This window comes from Saprospiraceae bacterium (genome assembly GCA_026129545.1).
Lineage (GTDB): Bacteria > Bacteroidota > Bacteroidia > Chitinophagales > Saprospiraceae > M3007.
Map to the genome: position 1 here is coordinate 770,092 of JAHCHX010000002.1, position 20,257 is coordinate 790,348.

11 protein-coding genes are annotated in these 20,257 nt (G+C 52.6%); 1 reads left to right on the plus strand and 10 read right to left on the minus strand.

Translation table 11 applies throughout. The features are described from left to right. Positions 1 to 81: 81 nt before the first annotated feature. From KIS77_17590 to KIS77_17600, 3 genes are all read right to left on the minus strand, one after another. Positions 82 to 1,206: a hypothetical protein gene (locus KIS77_17590; GenBank protein MCW5924139.1), complete on the minus strand. Its 1,125-nt coding sequence runs from the start codon at positions 1,204 to 1,206 to the stop codon at positions 82 to 84. 161 nt (positions 1,207 to 1,367) lie between these two features. Next, positions 1,368 to 2,474 carry an acyloxyacyl hydrolase gene (locus KIS77_17595; GenBank protein MCW5924140.1) on the minus strand — a complete coding sequence of 369 codons (1,107 nt, stop codon included), beginning with the start codon at positions 2,472 to 2,474 and terminating at the stop codon, positions 1,368 to 1,370. 204 nt (positions 2,475 to 2,678) lie between these two features. Continuing rightward, the gene (locus KIS77_17600) at positions 2,679 to 4,133 is read right to left on the minus strand and encodes a hypothetical protein (GenBank protein MCW5924141.1); all 1,455 of its coding nucleotides are present in this window, start codon (positions 4,131 to 4,133) and stop codon (positions 2,679 to 2,681) included. 468 nt (positions 4,134 to 4,601) lie between these two features. Here KIS77_17600 and KIS77_17605 point away from each other — a divergent pair, with 468 nt between their 5' ends. Then, entirely contained in the window at positions 4,602 to 6,941 is a 2,340-nt protein-coding gene (locus KIS77_17605; protein ID MCW5924142.1) for a PKD domain-containing protein, read from the plus strand. A gap of 207 nt (positions 6,942 to 7,148) precedes the next feature. On the opposite strand, the gene KIS77_17610 is transcribed toward KIS77_17605, so the two are convergent. From KIS77_17610 to KIS77_17640, 7 genes are all read right to left on the minus strand, one after another. Continuing rightward, a complete protein-coding gene (locus KIS77_17610; GenBank protein MCW5924143.1) occupies positions 7,149 to 8,882 on the minus strand; it encodes a hypothetical protein in 1,734 nt (577 codons plus the stop codon). A gap of 545 nt (positions 8,883 to 9,427) precedes the next feature. Further along, positions 9,428 to 11,533: a serine hydrolase gene (locus KIS77_17615; GenBank protein MCW5924144.1), complete on the minus strand. Its 2,106-nt coding sequence runs from the start codon at positions 11,531 to 11,533 to the stop codon at positions 9,428 to 9,430. A 218-nt stretch (positions 11,534 to 11,751) separates the two neighbouring features. After that, complete coding sequence (locus tag KIS77_17620; GenBank protein MCW5924145.1) at positions 11,752 to 12,885, minus strand: T9SS type A sorting domain-containing protein; 1,134 nt, start codon at positions 12,883 to 12,885, stop codon at positions 11,752 to 11,754. 441 nt (positions 12,886 to 13,326) lie between these two features. After that, entirely contained in the window at positions 13,327 to 14,460 is a 1,134-nt protein-coding gene (locus tag KIS77_17625) for a T9SS type A sorting domain-containing protein (GenBank protein ID MCW5924146.1), read from the minus strand. 435 nt (positions 14,461 to 14,895) lie between these two features. Next, positions 14,896 to 17,784, minus strand: coding sequence for a hypothetical protein (locus tag KIS77_17630; GenBank protein MCW5924147.1), 2,889 nt, complete (start codon positions 17,782 to 17,784; stop codon positions 14,896 to 14,898). A gap of 609 nt (positions 17,785 to 18,393) precedes the next feature. Next, positions 18,394 to 19,089, minus strand: coding sequence for a response regulator transcription factor (locus KIS77_17635; protein MCW5924148.1), 696 nt, complete (start codon positions 19,087 to 19,089; stop codon positions 18,394 to 18,396). Positions 19,090 to 19,119: 30 nt separating this feature from the next. Next, positions 19,120 to 20,202, minus strand: a complete 1,083-nt coding sequence (locus tag KIS77_17640; protein MCW5924149.1) for a proline dehydrogenase family protein — start codon at positions 20,200 to 20,202, stop codon at positions 19,120 to 19,122. Positions 20,203 to 20,257: the final 55 nt, after the last annotated feature.

Here is a 20,257-nt window from a genome sequence, read left to right on the forward strand (position 1 = left end):
CGTTGATAAAGTCTGCAGGTTGATTTGAAAGTTAATCGGCGCGTGTGGCGCTCTGAAAAACGAGGTGCTTTTGCCGCCCCGTCAAGCGTCGCTGCGCGTGACGTCTTTCCAGCTAAAATCGCGGTACGCCTCGGCGACAAGCACCCCCAGCACGGCAAACAAAAACGCCGCCACGACCGATGCGAGCACAATCACGCTGCGCTTGGGGCGGCTTTTGAGCAGCGGCGGCTCGGCCACTTCCACGATTTGCACGGCAGGAATATCGGTGTTGAACGCGGCTCTAATCTGATTGTAGCGTTCGAGGTCGAAACTGAGCTGCTTGCGGGCTTGGAAATGCAGGTCTGTCATCACGGCCACCTTGGGCAGCCCCTCGTTGAAATCCTTGATGGAGACACCGCCTTGATTGTTCGACATCAAGGATTGGCGCTCTTTTTCATAGGCTTTCAGGTTGGCCTTTATGTACTCCACCGTGTCGCGGGGTATGTGCGGATTGTTGCTCAAAACCTCGAGGCGTGCGCGGCCACGGATGATTTCCGCTTCGGCGGCGAGCAGTTGCGCGGCAAGCTGCTCGCCCTGTTCCGAGCCGTAATAGATGCCGTATCGAGCCTGCAATCCGCGCAGGCTATCGCTCAACACCTCCAACTCGGCAGTTTTGTTTTTGATGTTCTCCTCGAAGGCTGCCAACAGCCGCGATTGGCTGCTTTTGATGAGACGCTGAGCGATTTCGTTCACTTTGTCGCGGGCTGCGTTGGCCATTTCGGCGGCGCGTTGCGGGTCAGTGTCTTCCACGCTGATTTCGATAGCGTCGTTTTTGTTTTTCTGCGCCACATAGAGGCTGCGGAAGTATTCGCGCACCTTGGCGCGTCCTTTTAGGGAAGTGGAGTCGAGGCCATACACCTCATAGAGCCTAAAGTGATGCACCATGTAATCCACCAGCTCGCTGCTGTTGGCTATTTCATGGATGCGGTCGAGGTCGTGGTCGTTGCCAAAATATCGCATCACCTGCCCCGTCGCGCCGAAAATTTGTTCCGGGCTGGCCAGTTCGGGACTGGCAGGGTAAAAAATAGTGCTGGCCTGAAAATAGTTTTTGAGCGTCAGGGAGAGGGCAATGCTGCCGACGAGCGCGATGAGACAGACGTTCCGAATAGTTTTTCTCCATCGGTACATCGTCTGGAAAACGCCGAGGAGGTTGTCGCGGTTGTTCATGTTTGTGAAGGTTGCGTGGAGGCTGCTCCGCTCGTGCTGTTTTTGTTGTGCGATGGTTGTGCGGGCTGGCCTCGTCGGGGGGGGAACGCTGCGCAGAGTGCTCGCGCTGCCCCAAAATCGGCGCAAAAGTAGAAAAACTACGAGCTTCGCAATGCGCCTTGTCACAGCACCAATCCCAGATTCAGCGAGATATATTCCGCTGTCGTTTGGTGCGCCTTCATGGTGATGCCGAAATGTGGCCGCAAAGAGGTAGTGAACAAGGCGGGAAGATAGGCCCGCACGGTGAGCTTGCTGTATTGGCGCGACAACACATACTGGCTTATCTCGCGGCCCACATAGCGGCCCATTTGCAATTGCACCCCCATGTTGCCAAACAAAAACTCATCCGCCACATAAACTGCCAGTCTCGTGGCCCCTTTCTTGGCGTCTGCCTTGTTCCCGAAATCGGCGGATTGAAGGCCAAACTCGTAAATCGCTCGATTGAACTCGTAGTCAACCCCCAAATGGAGCCGGTTCACTTGGTTGAAATGGAAATAGCCAGCCGCCGCTCCGGCCCACACTGGATATTTGGGGCCGTCGAACACGCCGTATTCGAGCATGGCCAAGCCTGTTTGCAGCAGTCCGCCAAAGCGACGTTGAGAGCGTTTGTCGCTGTTGGCAGGGAGAAAGTCCGTTCTGCGAATAGGTTTTGGCGACCAAGCCAGCCCGGCATAGCCTGCGGGTATGTTGATGCCAAAGTTGGGCAAGGTAGTGCCGCCGTTGGAGAAATGCGCGAGGCTTGCCCCGGTGTTGAGGCACAGATGGTCGCCCAATCGCCATTCCGCGCCCAAGCGGAACTGGGTGACATTGTTCCAATGCCCTCCAAGCGCGTTTTGCCTCGGGTTGTCAAAGTAATCGTAGGGGTTCGATACCCAAGCCAACCCCGTGCCCAATCGGAAAAACGCCGCGAATGCCCCAGCACGGACGACGGGCACTGACAAGTGGGGCAGCAGACCCCAACCGTCGCCATGCGAGCCATCGCCCAGCCGAAAATGCAGCAGCGCTGCCCCCCAGATAGGATAGCGTTGCCACGCCTGCCAGTCGTGTCGGCCAGTCGTCTGAAGCCGAAAACCGATTTCTTGACCCCAAAGCGTCTCGCCAGTTTGTGTGGTAAGTTTGGGCGTGTGTCGCCAGACGGCTCCGGCGTAGAGAGTGGTTTCGAGAGACAGAGGTTGGGCCGTGGCGGCGAATCTGCCTATGACCAATAAAATGAGTAGATGTTTTTTCAATTTGTTGACATCATGATTTTACACCCAAGATTAAAGATGATTTGAACCTGCCCGTTGGCAAGTCAGGGATTTCCTTGATTGATTTGCATGATTTTCAAAGGATTGCGATCACCGTTCGTTCAAAACCACCTTGTCAGACCCTGTACTCAGGGGCTTGCCCGGCCAAGCGAAGCGGACGGGGCTGATTTGCGCTGACTATACAAATTACCCCCTTCCTCTTGACTTTTGATTTTCCTCAATTTCTGCAATTTTTTTTAGCAGCCAGTTCTTGGGCATCGAGTAAGATGCCTCGCTGATTCGACGACGCAAACTGGCAATAGATTTTTTGTCTTGTGGAGTTATCGTAGTGAGTTTTTTCACCAAATAGATAAAATTATTGTACTCGCGTTTCAGGTTCTTGGAAATGACTTTATTGCGGCGCAAGTAATTTCTAAAACTATCCATAAGGGAATCCAAGGCCAGCATCTCCCCGCGCTCATAATAAGTACGCAATAAAATAGACTTTGCTCCGAGTGCATAGACCACGTCATTATATTCCACATCTCGAAGGTACTCTATCGCTTTGTCATAGTTTTTTTGATAAAAATGTAGGTAAGCCAGATTGAACATTTTAGCGTTCTCACGAATATTGACAGGTAGAAATTCGGAATATCTTTGAATAAACTGTTCGGTCCATTCATATTCGCCTACGCCTAAGCTGACTGTGATGACATTCTTGAAAACAGCCTCTGGCAATTGTCTGTTTTCCACGAGAATTTCTTGTTCCATCATACTGTTGAATATATCGAATACTTTCCGGTAGTACTCAGTCTTGCCTTGATTGATTTTTAGGGCGGCATAATTCTGCGCCATATAATAACACTCGCGCAAATCGCTTTTGGTTATTTCCTTGGAAAATTGTTGCAAATCTTTAAGCATCTCTTGAAAATGTATTTCTTGCTCTGACTCCACAAAGCACAATATAACTTTTCGATAGATGCGAATCAAAGGGATGTCGGCAAAACGCTCGTCTTGCAAATACTCCCAAAATCCGGGCATCACGGGCACCTCGTGTTCAGTAACCCGAAAACCTCTGTACAGAAGCCAAGCGATGTACAGCTTTAGTTTTTGAGCCAGATAATAACATTCAAGGAAAAAATCGGCGGAAGATAATTTTTCGGCATATCCGGTTGTGGCTACCACTTTGGATGCACGGCTAAAGATGTTCCAGTGCAGCTGGAATTGCGCAAAATAATAATCGCTCGATTTGCCTTCACTATGCGCCAGTAATCGTTCTATGCGTCGTTCCACCCCATTCAGATGCTTGCTTAGGTCCGGCTTTTCCAGTATTTTTTGCAATTCCAATGCTTCAAATAGGGCATTTTGGTTTCTGTGCTCTTCCACCATAAAGCGAAGGGCCATTTGGTTCAGGTCAGAAGCCAAACGCCGCAGATGTGCGTCGTCGAATGACTGAGTGGGGTAAAGCGACTTCCAGACTTTTTGCTTGTCAAGTTTTGCGAGCGCATACTCGTCTTTGCGCAAGGCTTCGTTCACCACATCGAACAAGCGGGTGAGGTCTTCTTGGTCGTTCAGATATGGCGACAGCAAGAACTTCCGAAAGCGGTTGAGCTCGTATTTGGAGAAGGTCTGAAGCAGTGAAATTAACTTTTCGCTGAACATGGCGGCGACAGGTGGATGGGAAGCGCACGGCCCCGCCATGCCATGCAACATTCTTTTCAGCCTTCAACGGAACAGCATGACAAGAGGGGCCGGGGAAAACAGCTTCAAAAAAAATGCCTTAACACAATGAAAATCAAAATTTTAAACAAAAATACGAACAATTTTTTTTCCGGCAAGTTATGTAAAATGTCTTTGGATTTGCGCTTGCTAAGCCGAACCTTTGTTCCGTTATACCCTGATTTGCTGGCTTTTGTCAGATGGCCAAGGTTGATTTTCCTGATTTTGAACAGATTGTGCTTTTAATCAATCATGCCTAAGACTTGGCGGCGCGGGGTGTAAAATTTCAAGTTGCCCCAACTTATCATTTGTTTTGTCTGTCTTGTGAACATTAGACTTGTCGCGGTGAGGGTGCTAGGATGATTTTTTGGCTCGTTGACCCTCCGTAGCAAGTCCATCATCGCTCAAAGTATGCGCAGTAACTTCTACTTCTCGATGCTTTCTGCTTGGAAAACGCTACTCGCTGCCGTCATTATTTTACTGGCGAGCGATAGTGGGGCGCTCGCCCAATGCGAACGTATTGGCTGGGTAGCCAACGCCACGTCTAATTGTGGCCTCAAAATTATTGACCTCGACAATGGCAACATCCTGAAAGCGGTGGCTGGCACGGATGCCCTTCAAGTGGGCCAAACGATTCGCTTCAGTGCCGAACCAGCATTGCTGCCTGTTGGCTGCTCATCTGACGGTTTGGAAATCGTGGCGCTCACCTGTGTTTCCGACACATTGCCCTGTCAAGCAAAATTTGGCTACGCCATTAGCGAACTCAATGCTTACAGTTACCTTTTTGAGGCGCATGTGTATGATGCCTCGACGCAGGCCTGTCGTTGGGAGTTCGGCGACGGTGCGGAAGCGGTTGGCAAGACGGTGCAACACACCTTCCCCCAAGAGGGCCATTTTTCGGTTTGCCTGACCGTCACCGATGCGCTAGGTTGCGAGGCGAAAGCCTGCAAAAGTATCGAGGTGAGCGAACAAAACCCCAATTGGTGCGACTATGATGTGCATGTGACAGCAGTTGGAGAACTGATTTACGGCAAAATATACCCATTGAGCACTTCGGCAGGCACCCTGACCTCGGTGCAATGGTATGAAAGCAAATCCAATCAAATTTTAGCGCAAACCCCCAACTTCAGTTTTCCCATCCCTTCTAACGGGACGTACCTGATATGTGCCCAATATGAGGTGTATGATAGCTTGAGCGATGGCAGCTGCACCACCACACGTTGCCAACGGGTCACGGTGGCCGACCCAGCTTGCGTGAATCCAAACATGGTGAACCCTACGGGATTTTGTCCGTCGTTGTTCGCCCCGGTTTGTGGCTGCGACGGAAACACCTATGGCAATGAGTGCGAGGCTATGGCGGCAGGGGTTTCCACTTGGTGGGCAGGTCAATGCGGTGCCAGCACGGGAAGTTGCGTGGCCGATATGAAAGTTGAATTGGTCAGTGGCAACCCGGAGCAGGGTTACACCTATCGGTTCAGCAATCTATCGTCGGGCGATTACTCGTTTGCCCAACTCGATTTTGGTGATGGCAGCCCGATTTGGGAATCCTCACAATGGGATGCGGTAGTGCATCATTTTCCCTACGGCGGCATCTACCGAACCAATCTGACGGTTTGGAAAAACAATAGCTGTGTGTCGTCGGCTACTCAGTTGCTGGTGACAGACAGTTATTACATGGTCTGCGACAATCTCCCCAACACGACTGACTATGTGATGCCGGGAGATGCCAATGGAGATAAAAGAGCCAATGTATATGATGTGCTCAACATTGGGTTGGGCTATTCGTCGGTGGGTGCGCCACGCCCCAACGCCACGACTGCTTGGCTCCCTCAATTTGCCCCTAACTGGCAGCAATCGGTCGCTACTGGCGTGAACTTCAAACATTTGGATTGCGATGGGAATGGCTTTGTGAACAGCTCGGACATCGGGCCAGTGCAACAACACTATGTGCCTATTGACACCAATACGGTCGTGTGGGTTCCTGCTGCGCCCAAAGTAAGAGTCAAATTTTCCGCCGATACTATCTATATCAATCCGAACAGCTCATCGCCTCTGGAAATCAAGGCAGATGTGCTGGTGGGCAGTTCTTCCAACCCTGCTCTTGACTTGTACGGGTTGGCGTTTGCGTTGCAATATCCAGAGTATGTCAATCACGACCCTGAGACTTTTTATGCGGAAGACCTCTTAGGCCCTAGCTTCCAGACGCTTTTTTTCCACAAAGACAATTTTAGCCGTCGGCAGCTCGATTTGGGCATTTCCCGCACTACTGCGGGGCAGGGTGTCAACGGATTTGGGCGGGTTGCAAAACTTACCTTCTCGTCGGATTTCATCATTATTATTGATATCATCGAACGAGCAGACAAGGGTGTTGTTCCGTTCACCGTCCCGGTCAAAGGAATCCGCGCCATAGATGCGTATGGCAATCCGCGACAATTAGCTGCGCCGCTCGTGCAGGACACGGTTTGGATAAAGCTGCTCGAATCCACCACTTCCACTACTTCCAGTTTGAGCGAACAAGTTCAGGTGTACCCCAACCCTGCTTCCGATGTGGCGCTGCTCGTGACGGGCGAGCTGAAAGTGGAAAGGATTGATGCCATCAACACACTCGGCCAAGTGCTCCACTCGGTGCAGCCCTCAGGCGAACGCACGACGCGCCTCCAAGTCGGCCAATGGCAAGAAGGCATCTACACCTTGCGCATCCAAACGGACAAGGGAGTCGCTGAAAAGCGGCTGATGGTGAAGAGGGGATGATGCTGATGGATTTCAGCCGTTCTCGGTTTGTAAGAGTTGTCATCTCTTGAGGAACGAAAAAGGCGACATCTCGAACTGTTTTTGAGATGTCACCCCTCTATTCTTCCGGGACGACACCTCAGAACCTGACAAAGCGAGAATCGCTGGACGGATGTTTGACGGTCTGGCGCCAGACGGGGTCTGATGCCAGACCGTCGCCCACAAAGCCTACAAAACCGACGAATCCAGTTTCACATCAGCCCATTGCCACGCTTTTTTATAGCGTGCCAACACTTTGGCCGCGTCAGCGGATTTGCCGGGTTGGTTTTTGAGGCTGTGATAAAGCCCGATGAGCGCCCAACCATTTTCCTTGTATTCCTCCAAATCCTTGCGATACGCCGCTTCGGCTTCCCTGTATTTGCCTGCTTTCAACAGGACGTGTCCCAATGGATGGCGAACGGAGAAGAACCAATCGGGCGGCTCGTTGTAGTTGAGTTGGTCTTCCACGTCCACCGCTTTTTTAAGCAGTTCGATGGCCTTGGTCAGGTTCCCCTTTCTGAAAGAGATTTCGCCTTCCAGCACGAGTGCGGCAATGCGCACGAGGTCGGATGCTTGGTTGATGTCCCAAATGGTTATTTGGGCAATCGTGGTGTCGTTTTCGAGCGTTTGCACGATGCGCAAGGTGGCCTCGGCATCCGTAAAATTGCCTTTGTTGGCAAGGGCCATGCCCCGTGCGTAGTTCCAAATAGCGGTAGGCAGGGGCAATGACGGGTCAGGTTGTTTTTCCTGCAAGATGTCATCCCACATTGCGAATTTGACCATGATGTACCACGGGATGGTGTAATAGTGCTGGAGCGTTGCCATGCTGAGGTCGTGCATGGCCTCTTGGTCCACGACGTGGTTGGCCATGTAGCGACTGGCTTCGAGGGCGCGGCGGCCCCGCCCTTCGAGCGCGGCGCAGGCTGCGAGAAAGTGCCAGTTGTGTGGGTAATAGACCAACGGGTAAACACCTCCCTCATGGCAGGTTTCCACATAGAGGCTGTCAATTTTCACGGCGCGTTCGTTGGCCAAAGTACCCTCATGGTAATGTCCCGTATTGATGTAGGTATGTGAGGGCATGTGTACCAAGTGGCCGGAGCCGGGCACGAGGCGTTCCAGTGTTTTGGCGTAAGGAATCGCCTTTTCGGGGTTGCCACTGGCTTCCGTCGCGTGGATGTAGAGGTGAACGGCTTGCGGGTGACGCGGGTTTTTGGCCAAAATGCCCTCGATGATTTGGACAATTTCGGGTGTCCAGGGCTTGGGTTGGCCGTTTTTCTCCCACAAGTCCCACGGGTGCATATCCATGAGTGCCTCGGCAGTCATGGCTGCGAGGTCGAGGTCGTCGGGGTATTGTTGGTACCCCGATTTGAGGGCGTCGGCGTAGGCTTGGTAGTAGGGTTGGGCATCCTCGTCTTGCGATTTTGGGTAGCGTTTGGCAATGGTCTGAATCAGGAACTGCTCTTTGGGTGTGCAGGTGTGCATTCGGGCGCGTGCTTGCTCCACGGCTTCGAGCGCAGCGGGCAGAGTGGTGGGGTCCATGCCCGCGTTGTAGTTGGGGCCAAGCACATAAGCCTGCCCCCAATAGGCCATCGCGCAATCGGGGTCGAGGCGAGCGGCCTCGCGGAAAGAGCGGTGTGCTTCGGCGTGGTTGAAGCCGTAGGAAAGCATCATTCCTTGGTCGAAATACTTCTGTGCTTGTTTCGACTTCGTGGTGACGGGGTAGGTGAAGTGGTCGGTCAGCCCCCAAAACAGGGGCGAAAGCGAGCCGTCAGGGGCAGGTTCGGTATCGAGGATGACGTTTTTGGGAGCGCAGAAGCTGATGGTACTCGTGGTGGCAGGGGGGGGATTTTGGGCCTTTTTGGCTTGGCAAGCGCAGAGTGCTGCCAACAGAAAAGGAGCGAGAAAAAGATAGACTGTTCGCATGACTTACAGATTTAGTATTTAAAAAAAATGGTTAGACGTAAGTGTCAGGCGGGAGGGGGCAGTCCATATGAGGGGATTTTTGAGCGGCAAGCACAATGTGATGATTGGAAAATCCCAAAATCTAGGGATAAATCGTGCTAATCCCGAGGTTTCGAGCAGCGATTCTCGCGTTGTCGGGTTCTGAGGTGTCGTCCCGGAAGCATGGAGGGGTGACATCTCAAAAACAGGTCGAGATGTCACCTTTTTCGTTCCTCAAAAGATGACACCTCTTACAAACCGAGAATAGCTGGGTTTCGAGAGAGGTTGCGCTTTTATACCTTGATTCGATAGGATTTATCAGACGAGCTTGATTGACACCCTGATTTTGAGCAGATTGCGCTTTTAGCCGTGCCCAAAACTTGGCGGCGCGAGGTGTAATACCACCGACGTACTAAGGCGAGTTGGCGCGAAGATAACTTTTTCCAAATCATTTTTATACCTTGATGCGCCGATTTTGAGCAGATTGCGATTGCAGCCATGCCCAAAACTTGGCGGCGCGAGGTATACTATTCTCGCCTTGCCTTGAACACACCATTCGGCTGCACGAATGAAGCGCCCGTCACCTTGTCCTTATCGTCGAGTTCAAAAGCTATGCTATACCCGTTCAGCCCTTTGAGTTTGAACTCGATGCCTTGAAACGGCTCCAGCGTGTATTCCGGCTGACCCGGTATTTTCAGGTAAAGGGTTTCGTGGCGCAATTCGAACGTGATGGGTGTGTTGCCCTCTTCTATGGTGTATTTGCCCGTCAGTCTTTGCAAAAAAACAGGGTCGGAAAGTCGGCGTGGCGGTGTTTTTTTGAATGCCATATCATCCACGAGCGGGTCGGTGCTGGTGGTGAGTTGGTAGATGTTGCCATTTTGGTCAGTCTGAAAATTGAGCATCACGGTCATTTCCAAATCCTCGTCTTTGGCGCTGAACACGTCGTAGTGCCAGTGTTCGAGTGCCAAAGAAAAACTGTTGAACTTCATGCGAAGCCCCTTCTCATCGTGTTTCACCTCGATGATGCCGTAGCCCGGATGCTCGTACTCCCCCGCGTATTCGCTCAATGAATGACTTGGCTGCGTGCCTGCCACCCGTTTGGGTTCGGGTTTTTTGTCGTCCTTTTTTTCCGCTTCTTGTTTGTCGCCCTCGGCATAGATGCGGGCATACCAATCGGTGGGCGCGAGGCCGAGCACAAGGTCGGTGGCATATCGAGCCAACAAGGTGGGTGCCCCGGAAGCGTTTTGATTGGTGAGGACGACCAGACCAAACTCCTTTTCCGGCACCATGAACACGAGTGCCGAAAAACCGTCAATGTTGCCGCCATGCTCCACCACGCGCAAGCCTTTGTAGCGATAGATGAACCAGCCTAAGCCGTAGGTGTAGTCGGTGATTTCAGGCGTTTTTTCCGTGCCGGATTCGTTCATCAGCATGACGGGCAGCCGCAACCGGGCGATTTCGGCGGCGCTCAGCACCTGTTTGCCGCCCGCTTTGCCTTCGTCGAGGTGAAACTGAACCCATTTCAGCATATCGTTCACGCTGGAATTGATGCTGCCCGCCGGCCCTACTGCATCAATGTTGCGATAGTCCATGCGGATGTTTTCCTTGCGAGCTTTGGTGCGGTAGCCGAGCGCGGCATCCTTCGAGGCGGCCATATCTTTCACCGAAAAGTTGGAATTGCTCATGCCAAGCGGCTGAAATAAATTGGTACTCACAAACTGCTCCCAAGTGCTGCCCGAGATGCGTTCGGTCAGCACGCCTGCGGTCATGAACATCAGGTTGTTGTATTGCCAAGTGGTGCGCAGGCTTTTGTTGGGCGGCAAGTGGCGGAGCCTGTCGTAGATTTCTTTTCTTGAAAATGCCGAGCCATACCACATAAAATCGTGACGCGGCAGGCCGGAGCGGTGGCTCAGCAGGTCCACGGCGCTCATTTCGCGGGTAGCGAGCTCGTCGTGCAGCTTGAAATCGGGCAAATAGTGAATGATGGGCTTTTCCCATTCCAACTGGCCCTTGTCGGCCAAAACAGCGAGACCCGCCGCTGTGAACGCTTTCGTGCTGGAGCCGATGGCGAATTGCGTGTTGGCCGTCGCGGGCAATTTTTTTTCCAAATCCCGGTAGCCGTAGCCCTCCGCGAGCAACACCTTGCCGTCTTTCACCATGCCGAAGCCCAAGCCCGGCACCATTCGTTTTTCGCGCAGCGAGTCGGCCAAATGCCGCAGCGTGGCTATGGCATCCTGCAAGCGTTTTTCCTCGGCGGCTTTCTCGGCGGCGCTGGCGCGGGCGAGCTTCATCGGGAACGACATACCCGACTGGGCGAAAGTGCCTTCCAAACGCTCGCCTTTTTCATCAAAACTGCCCGAAAACGAGGCGTTGCTCGGTACTTCGGGTAGTTTGAAGCTCATGCTTCGCCCTTCTATTTTCAAATCGGCCAGCGCCATGTCTTTGACCTGTTGGGCTGGAATGTCGAGGTCGCCCACCCATTGGCCGCCTTCTTTTTTGAGGTCAATGGCGATTTCGAGGTTCATGCCCGGCAATTCTATGGCACCCTTCCAGTTGCCGGAATAGTCGGTTTGGGCAAAAATCGGGAGTGCAAAAAACAGGGAGAAAATAAGTGGTAGGGAGGCTATGCGCATTGCTTTCGGTGTTGGTGAAGAAATGTGGTGAGATTTGCAGACTATGCAAACATAAGATGTGGGGCTTAACAAATGGGGTGTTTTTCGACGAGGGTACACGAAACATCTGCTCTCGCAGGATGTCCGCACGAGTGTTCTTTGTGAATTGCAGTCTTTTTTGGCGGGGACGCCAGCAGCTGTGCCAATTGCGCCGGAGGTGATTGATGAACGATGAGATTTTACCGCACCACCACCACCTTCCGCATGCTCACCACCCGCCCCGATTCGGCCACGAGCCGGAAGAAGTACACCCCGGCGCTGAGGTGGCTGATGTCAATGCGCTGCGTGGTCTGCGTGACGGACCAGAGACCAGCGCGTACCACTTGGCCCGATGGCGCCACCAGCTGCCAGCGACCCTCCATCGGCTGGTGGAAGCTGACGAGCACCTCGTCGGTGGCGGGGTTGGGCTGGAGGTGCAGCAGGTCGGGGGCGGGTGGCGTGGGGGCGCTTGTGGTGGGGCCATCTATGCCCAGCGTGTCGCAGGGGCTGCCGGGCAGGTCGTAGAGGCGGAAGTGGGGGAAGTTGGGGAGACCGACATACATATTTGCGGGCAGTTGTATTTCATGTTGCAAAAAATCACAATTAAGCCCAGGCAAGTCGGGATAATTGATGACGTGGAGCACTTTGACCGAGTTGGTGGCAGCCATGTAGATTTTCCCATCGGGGGCGAGGCGCTGCTGATAAAAAGTCGCAGGGAAAGGTGACGCGAAGCCATCATAAACACCAATCAATTGTCTGCTGGCCGCGATGTCGGAGGCCTGCATATCGAACTGGAAAAGTTTGGTCCCCGTGGAGAGGTACAACAACCGCGAATTGGGCGAAAAAGCCACTCCGCAAGCGGCAGCGGAATCGGCATCAAGACTGATGAACAATGGATTTGACAAAGTGCCGGCGCATCGGTCGAAGTCGAAGATACTGAGGCCGTTGTAGGGGTTGGCGCGGGCATACCTGCTCCCATCGGGCGAAAAGACCGGCTGCCCCGCCCAGTCTTGATAGTTCCAGATGGGGCCGAGGTGTTGCACGATTGGAGCGTGCAGCCCTGCCGGGTCGAGCAGGTAGCAAAGGCTTCGGTTGCTGCGGTTTTTGTGCAGCATCACCCACCAGTCGCGCCCGTTGCCGTGGCGCACGGCGGTTAAAAAACTGGAAAAAGTATCTTGTAAAACAACTTGGTTTTTGTTAGTCACATCCCCAAGCCCACCATCCAAACTCATGTCAATTTCGGTGGTCAGCAAATCTTTGTATAGGGAAGAATTATCTCTTCGGATGTGAATCAGAACATATTTCCCTGCTTCACTTGGCTTCGGCAAAGCCATTACACCATTAAAAGTTGGGTAGCCTATAAACGGACAATATGCATCCGCAATCTGGCCAGCGTTAATGTCATTGCCATTTGTCATGATTTGATTTTCAGAATTTGCGACAGAACAACCGCCAGAGTAAAAAAGCGCTTTTTGACCTTCAATGTCGCACATCATCCCAACTGCGATCAAGCCGATAGGGATGTGAAAAAAAGATATTTCTGGAGGTGAAGTGCCAAAATCAATTTTTGTGCCCCCATACCCTTGTTCGGGATTCGGCGGCCCGTATCCCAAAAGCCAGATGTTGTCACGCTTTTCTTGCCCATAGGCAACCAATTGTATGGAGAGAAAAAGAAGGAATACAAGATTTTTCATAACCGGATGGTTTGTATGTTTTGACGAAAAAGGAATAGCATCCCAGTTGCTAAACCGGGATGCCCTTCGCACTACTATGTGTCAGTGCGCAATAACGACTTTTGAGACGAATGGCCTTGCTCCACCGCCATTCACCTGCAAATAATAGATGCCGTTAGGCAGGTCGCTGACATTTATTCCCAGCAAAACGCCATCAACAGCCTGCACGTTTACGCTTTTTACTGTTTGACCTGTAGTGTCCAGCAAAGTGACGACACCGCTAAAAGGTTGACTGAAAGAGATGTTTATCTCGTCAACGGCAGGGTTGGGAGAGACCCTCCATGTCACCTCTGCCCCAGCCGAAAGCTCCCCGCTCGACACCGGCCCGCCGTCTATGCCCAGCGTGTCGCAGGGGCTGCCCGGCAGGTCGTAGAGGCGGAAGTAGGGGAAGTTTACGATTGCTGTTTGAGAGTAAGTAGGTAGTTCAATCTCATGTTGAACAAAATTGCATTCCAATCCGGGCAAATCAGGATTGTTGATGACGTGCAAATGATTAACCCCATTGGTCGAATTCATATATATTTTCCCATCCGGTGCAAGACGTTGCTGATAAAAAGTAGTGGGGAAAGGCGCCAAAAAACCGTCGTACACGCCAATCAACTGTTTGCTGGCGGCAATATCAGCAGCTTGCATATCGAACTGAAAAAGTTTCGTGCCGGTAGAAAGGTACAAAAACCGGGAATTAGGAGAAAACGCCACGCCGCAAGCGGAAGCAGAATCGGCGGCGAGGCTGATGAACAAATGGTTGGACAAAGTGCCAGCACAGCGGTCGAAGTCGAAGACGCTGAGGCCGTTGTTGGGGTTGGCGCGGGCATACCTGCTCCCGTCGGGAGAAAAGACCGACTGCCCCGCCCAGTCTTGATAATTCCAGATGGGGCCGAGGTGTTGCACGATTGGAGCGTGCAGTCCTGCCGGGTCGAGCAGGTAGCAAAGGCTGCGGTTGCTGCGGTTTTTGTGCAGCATCACCCACCAGTCGCGCCCATTACCATGCCGCACGGCGGTGAGAAAATCGGAGAATGTGTCTTGAAGGATGATTTCATTCTTAGATGTCACTGCGCCTAAACCACTGCCCAGACTCATATCTATCTGTGTGAGCAACAAATCTTTCGATAATGTAGAGTTGTCAGCTCGCTTGTGAAACAAATAATACTTCGACGTGTCTCTCGGTACTGGCATAGCTAATACGCAATTTCCACAGGGGTAACCAGATACTGGACAATAAACATCGGCAAAAGAACCAGAATTTATTCCATTGCCATTTATCATCAATTCATTATCCCGATTTGCGACAGAGCATCCTCCAGAGTAAAACTGAACCATGCCAGATGAACTACTAATCATCCCGACTGGCAAGAATCTTAAGGCGACATTAAAAAACGAAACCTCCGGCGGCGACTTGTGAAAATCAATCTTAGTGCCGCCGAATTTTTGTTCGGGTACATTGGGAAGATAGCCCAAGTACCAGATATAGTCTTCTTTTTGGGCGTGCAGAGTAAGGCTAAAAGTGAGTAAAAAGGCCAGAAAAAGTTTTTTCATAAAGCAACTTTTGATTCAGAACAAAAAAGCCCCCGGCTGCATATCGCAGTCGGGGGGGAGGGATAAACATACTGTTCAATTTGCAATGACACACTTAGCGATGCGAGGCTTTTGCTTGTCTCCTTGCGCTTGCAAGTAGTAGATGCCATTGGGAAGACCCTGGCACACAATTGTAGCAAACAAGGTTTCACTAACGGCGACTTCCCGCACAGACCTGCCGAAGGCATCCAGCAGTGTGAGCGTTCCTGTGAACGGCTGCTGGAAGCGAACATTTACCTCGTCGCTAACAGGATTGGGAGCCACAAACAACTGCTGGAACGCTTCCTTTTGTGCCATCTCCGCCAATACACTCGGTCGTTCATCATGGCCATTGCTTCTCGGCGAAACTCCGACTCTGCACGGCAACATCGAAGCGGCTCTCCATTGCGTGGTGCCTGCGGTGGAATCCGGCTGTTCGGCGATGTTTTCCAAGGTGGTCAAATCGCTCTGCAAGAGCGGCTCGCCCAGCGCCATCTTGATGCCGATTTCGTTGATGGCCTTTTGGTTGGCCTCGAAAGTGTGTGTGACCGGGATGGCCTGATTGTAGGCGCGGATGGTAGCCAATTGAGCGGCCACGTTGGCAAAATGCTGGTCGAGCAGTGTCGCTTCTTCTTCGCCCAATTCGCTCAAATCGTCCAACAGCGCATGCTTCGCGTTTGCGAAAGTCACGTTCACAGGCTCCGGCTCGCTCGGCGGCTGTTGAGAAGCCTCCAATTGAGCCAATTGCAGCAACAAGCTGTCGCGTTGGGTTGCTATTTCCGCCAAGTCCTCGAGCAGCGAGGCCGACATCGTTCCGGCCAGATAAAGGTCGCGCTCCACTTTGGCGAATTTGCCCGCGCTGGTGCTGGCATTGGCGGAGAAGAAGGCTGCGAAGGCTGGGTTCTCTTGCCCGTAGTTGGAGTTGCGCAACATCTTGTAATAAAGGTTGCGCTTCAGTTCCCATTGCACCAAAGGAGATGTGCTTGAAGCAAAATAAGTGCCTTCAGCGATTTGTATCTCAAAATCGCCTGATGCTTCGGGCCTTCGTACACAGGTGTTGAATGGGTTGGGGTCGCCAAAGAAATCAATAAACCAATTTGTAGGGGGAGACACAAAAGGCGGTGGCGGAAAGTAAAGCACGTTTGGGCTATGGATGAAGAATTGGGAAAGCTCTGCATCCCCCGTGCAAACCGCCGCTAATACCTTGTACCCTTCGGGGTTCCACGCATTGGCTTTGCGCACCTGTTGGCCGATTACCGCCGGAGAGAAGGCATTGCCATCCACGACGAGGCTGTAGTTGTGGTGGTCGAAGTAATTGCGCTCTACATCCGCTGGAAAGTTGTTGCCAAAAAAGACCATGCCGTCGAAGGAGTCGTCGGTGGTGTTGAGGCAATACACGCCGTTTTGCACACCGCGAATATAAATGGCCGCCGCGGCGGATTTGTCGTCGAGCGCGTTGAAGATGGTGTTGCCCGACACCAGATGGTCCAAGCCGGTGCATTGCTCAAAGAGGATGCCCCTGATGTTGTAGAACATCCCGCCTTGCGGCCTTATGTCGAGGGTGTTGTAGGTGATTTGGAAGTTGTCGCCCGTGCCGCCGATGACGTGGATACCGATGTTGTCGGCTTGGCCGTTTTCGTTGATTGTTATCTTGTTGTCATCAACGGAACAGACCCCTTGCGCACTGACTCCCGTGGGCGTTTCCACCATTATGCCATTGGCTAAGGATGTAATGTCAATGGTATTGTTGACAACATGGATGTCGTGGCTGCCTCTTTCGCAATAGACGGCTGCAATGTGCGTCTTATCCAACACGAAATTGTTTTGGAAGAGAGTGCTGCCGCTTCGCTCGGTTATGATTCCGTAGAGTTGGTACTCGTCGGCACCGAAGGTACAGCCAGAAATATTGGTATTGCCCGCCTTGGTCCAAATGCCAGCCACATAGTTGTCCTTGAAATGACAAGGATTGGCTGCATTGATGTTCAGGAAGCAGCGGTTTGACCATATCCCGGCAACGTCTTGGCCCGTGAATTGCGCGTTCCCAATGGTGACAAGGGAGGAGCCAAATATATGGATACCATAACCCAATCTGGAAAAGCGGTTGGGGGCGCCAGCCAACCCGGGTATGCTGGCAGAGGAGTTCCTCAATAAAATCCCGGTTGGCCAGTTAATCGCCAAACTTTGACCGGGGTATGGATTGTTCATGGAAGAGCTCATGGTAAACTCGTTGCCAAAGAAAAAAGTGGTGACAAGGCTCGTGGGCAGCGCCGTCCCTCCCGGTGCCGCGAACGCTGACCGAATGCCAACGTTGTTTCGATTGAAGCGGTTGTGCACTGCCGCTATGGGAGCGTTTCTTGTGGTGTGTATGGCGTTGTTGGCATCCTGAATATGGCAGTACCAGAAGCTCCCGTTGCTGTTTTGCTCCAAGCGTATCCCCTCCCACATTTGGTCGCAAGCAAAAATACGCGAAAAAAACACCTCTATTGACTGATTGCCTTGCACAATCATTCGCGCTCCCGGCCCCATTTTGATGGTACAATCAATAAACAAGGTCAATTCGTCAATATACAGCGTTCCATTTATCACCATTGTTTTGCCAGACCAACCGAGCGGTGATGACGGGTCTTTCTCGTTCGAGGAATAAGAAATGCTGGACTGGTCGGCCCCAATCACCTTGTAGGCGGTAGTCGGGTTGAGGTTGGGGTACTGTTGACATAATGTCTGCTCCTCAAGCGGTGCCTGAGGAGGGCGAGGTGGAACGCAATGGGTAAAGCGACTAATATCTGGCTCGGTGGTTTGTGCAAGCAAAGTGCTGTGAGGAACGATGCCAAAAAGCAAATGCATCAATAGAATTGATACATAAGATGTGAAGAGAGGCATCCATCTGGGCTTCTGGCGGCTGACGGGGCTATGCCCCCCCCGCGACACAAGGTACAGGATTTTCACAATTGGAGTCTATGCCGGCGGGCAGTACGTTTGTCAAACAGGCGATTTTTACTGTCTTTTTCATGTCGAAGAAAGTTTTTGATGAACAATGAGAACCATGCCCAGTCGCGTCCGCGACTGGGCAACTTTTCACAAGAACCAATGCCACAGTAAGGAAAAAGATTAAAGGTAGGAGAGCAGGCCTGCCCGGCATCGCGCCCGTGCGCACTTTCGAAGACGCAACACCCTTGCAAATGTCGGCAAGCCGACGGAGAGAAGCAAGGGGGCGCGAAAAAACTTAACATTGGGGAGAATGGCGGCATGGCCCACCTGCCGCCGCTTGCTTGCCAATCGGTGCCGGAAAATCTTGAAACGCCGCCGTTGGTTGAGTTTGCGCCAGAAATGGCAGGGTGGGGGGGGGGATTTCGTGGCGACCCAACAAACACAGCATCTGAAGGCTACCAGAGGCAGTGACCACACTACTGGACATTTCAAATTTGCCACGAAGTCACAAAGACGCAAAGCAAAATACGCGTTGATTAGCCGAATTTTGTGCCTTTGTGTCTTTGCAGCACAAAAACAATGTCCAGCGGTATGGGCAAAAACGCTGCCTACGAGCCTCCCGCTCTTTCACCCCGCCACAAAATGATACCCCACACCTTTGATGGTGATGATTTCGATGGAAGGGTCGTCGCGCAGAAAGTCGCGGAGTTTGGTGATATACACGTCAAGGTTGCGCGAGTTGAAGAAATTGTCGTCGCCCCACAGCCGCAAGAGAATGTCTTTGCGGGCAACGGTGAAGTTGCGGTGTTCCACCAGCATTTTGAGCAAGTCGGCTTCTCGGGCGCTGAGTTTGCGGATATGGTCGCCTTTGCGCAGTTCGTATTTGAGGGGCAAGAACTCGTATTGGCCTATTTTGCTCGCCTCGTTTGGGTCGGTGTGGGTGGGGCGCCCGTGGGTGAGCGCGAGCAAATTGTGGAGCCGGACGATGAGTTCCTCCATGCTGAATGGTTTGCGCAGGTAGTCGTTGCCGCCGGCGGCGAAGCCTTGCAGCACATCCTCGGTTTGGGTTTTGGCAGTGACGAACACGATGGGCAGGGCGGGGCGAGTGCGGCGCATTTCTGCTGCCAGCGAGAAACCGTCGCGGTTGGGCAACATCACGTCGAGCACACAAATATCTGGCTGGAACTGCCCCAAAGCGGTGAGCACTTTGGCGCCATCGGCTACCATCACCACTTCAAAGCCGCGACTTTCGAGGCTTTCTTTGACGATTTTGCCCAAAAACGGCTCGTCTTCGACGTAGAGGAGTTTGATGCCGGATTTCATGGGCACAAGGTAAGTGCCTTTTGGGTGTCGTCACAAGCCCCTTCTTTTCACCTCTTGCTGCACAAGTGCCAACTCGCGGCCCGCATCGCCGGTGACGGAGGTGTTTTCTTGCGCCCTTCGGATGAGATAAGGGATGACCTCGCGTACCTGACCGTAAGGGAGGTATTTGGCCACCCTGAATCCGGCGGCGGCGAGATTGAAGGTCAGGTTGTCGCTCATGCCAAATAGTTGGCTGAACATGATGTTTGGGTGGTCGTGCGGGATGCGTTTTTTATCCATGAGTTCCACTTGAAGCAGGGCGCTGTTGGCGTTGTGGCTGGCATTGCAAAAAGCCATGGTGTCCAAGTGGTCGAGGCAGAATCGCAGCGCGGTGTTGTAGTGGTCGTCGGTGGCTTCTTTGTCGGGGTTGATGGGATTTTCGTAGCCGTAGGCGGCGGCGTAAAATGCTTCTTTTTCCATGTATGCGCCGCGCACGAGTTTTGCGCCGAGCATGAAGCCGGCCTTTTGGGCGCGGTCGTAGCTTTCGATGAGAAATTGCAGGCGGTCTTTGCGGTACATCTGGAAGGTGTTGTACACGACCACGCGCTTCTTGTTGTATCGTTTCATCATCAGCCACACGAGGTGGTCTATCGTGTCCTGAATCCAGCTTTCCTCCGCGTCAATATAGACGGCCACGCCTTTGAGCGAGGCTTGGTAGCACACGGCATCGAGGCGCTTGAGCACGTTGCGATATTCGCTCAGCTCCTCGCGGGTGAGGGTGGGCCGATGCTGTACTTTTTCAAGCAAGTGGAATCGCGCCAGTCCCGTCACTTTGGTACTCACCACCGGGATGTGTTTGGAGCGACTGGCAAAGTCAATGGCGCGGATGTTCTCGTTCATGGTATGGTTGAAGTCGAGCTCCGTTTCTTTCGCTTCCGCGCCGTAGTCCAATATGGTCAACGTGTTGTGCGCTGCCAAACGGTCAATGTTGGGCTGACAGCCAAGCAGCGTGGTGCCCCCCACGAACTGCTGAAATACCGTGTTTTTCACGATGGTTTCCGCGAAAGGCAAGCGATTGGTCACGGCCCAAAGCGCGAGTTTGGAGCCGTGTTTCACGAGCCAGGGTTTGCTCATCATGCGGAACAACCAAGCCGTTTTTTTCAGCTCGCGGTTGGTGAGGTGGGAGAAG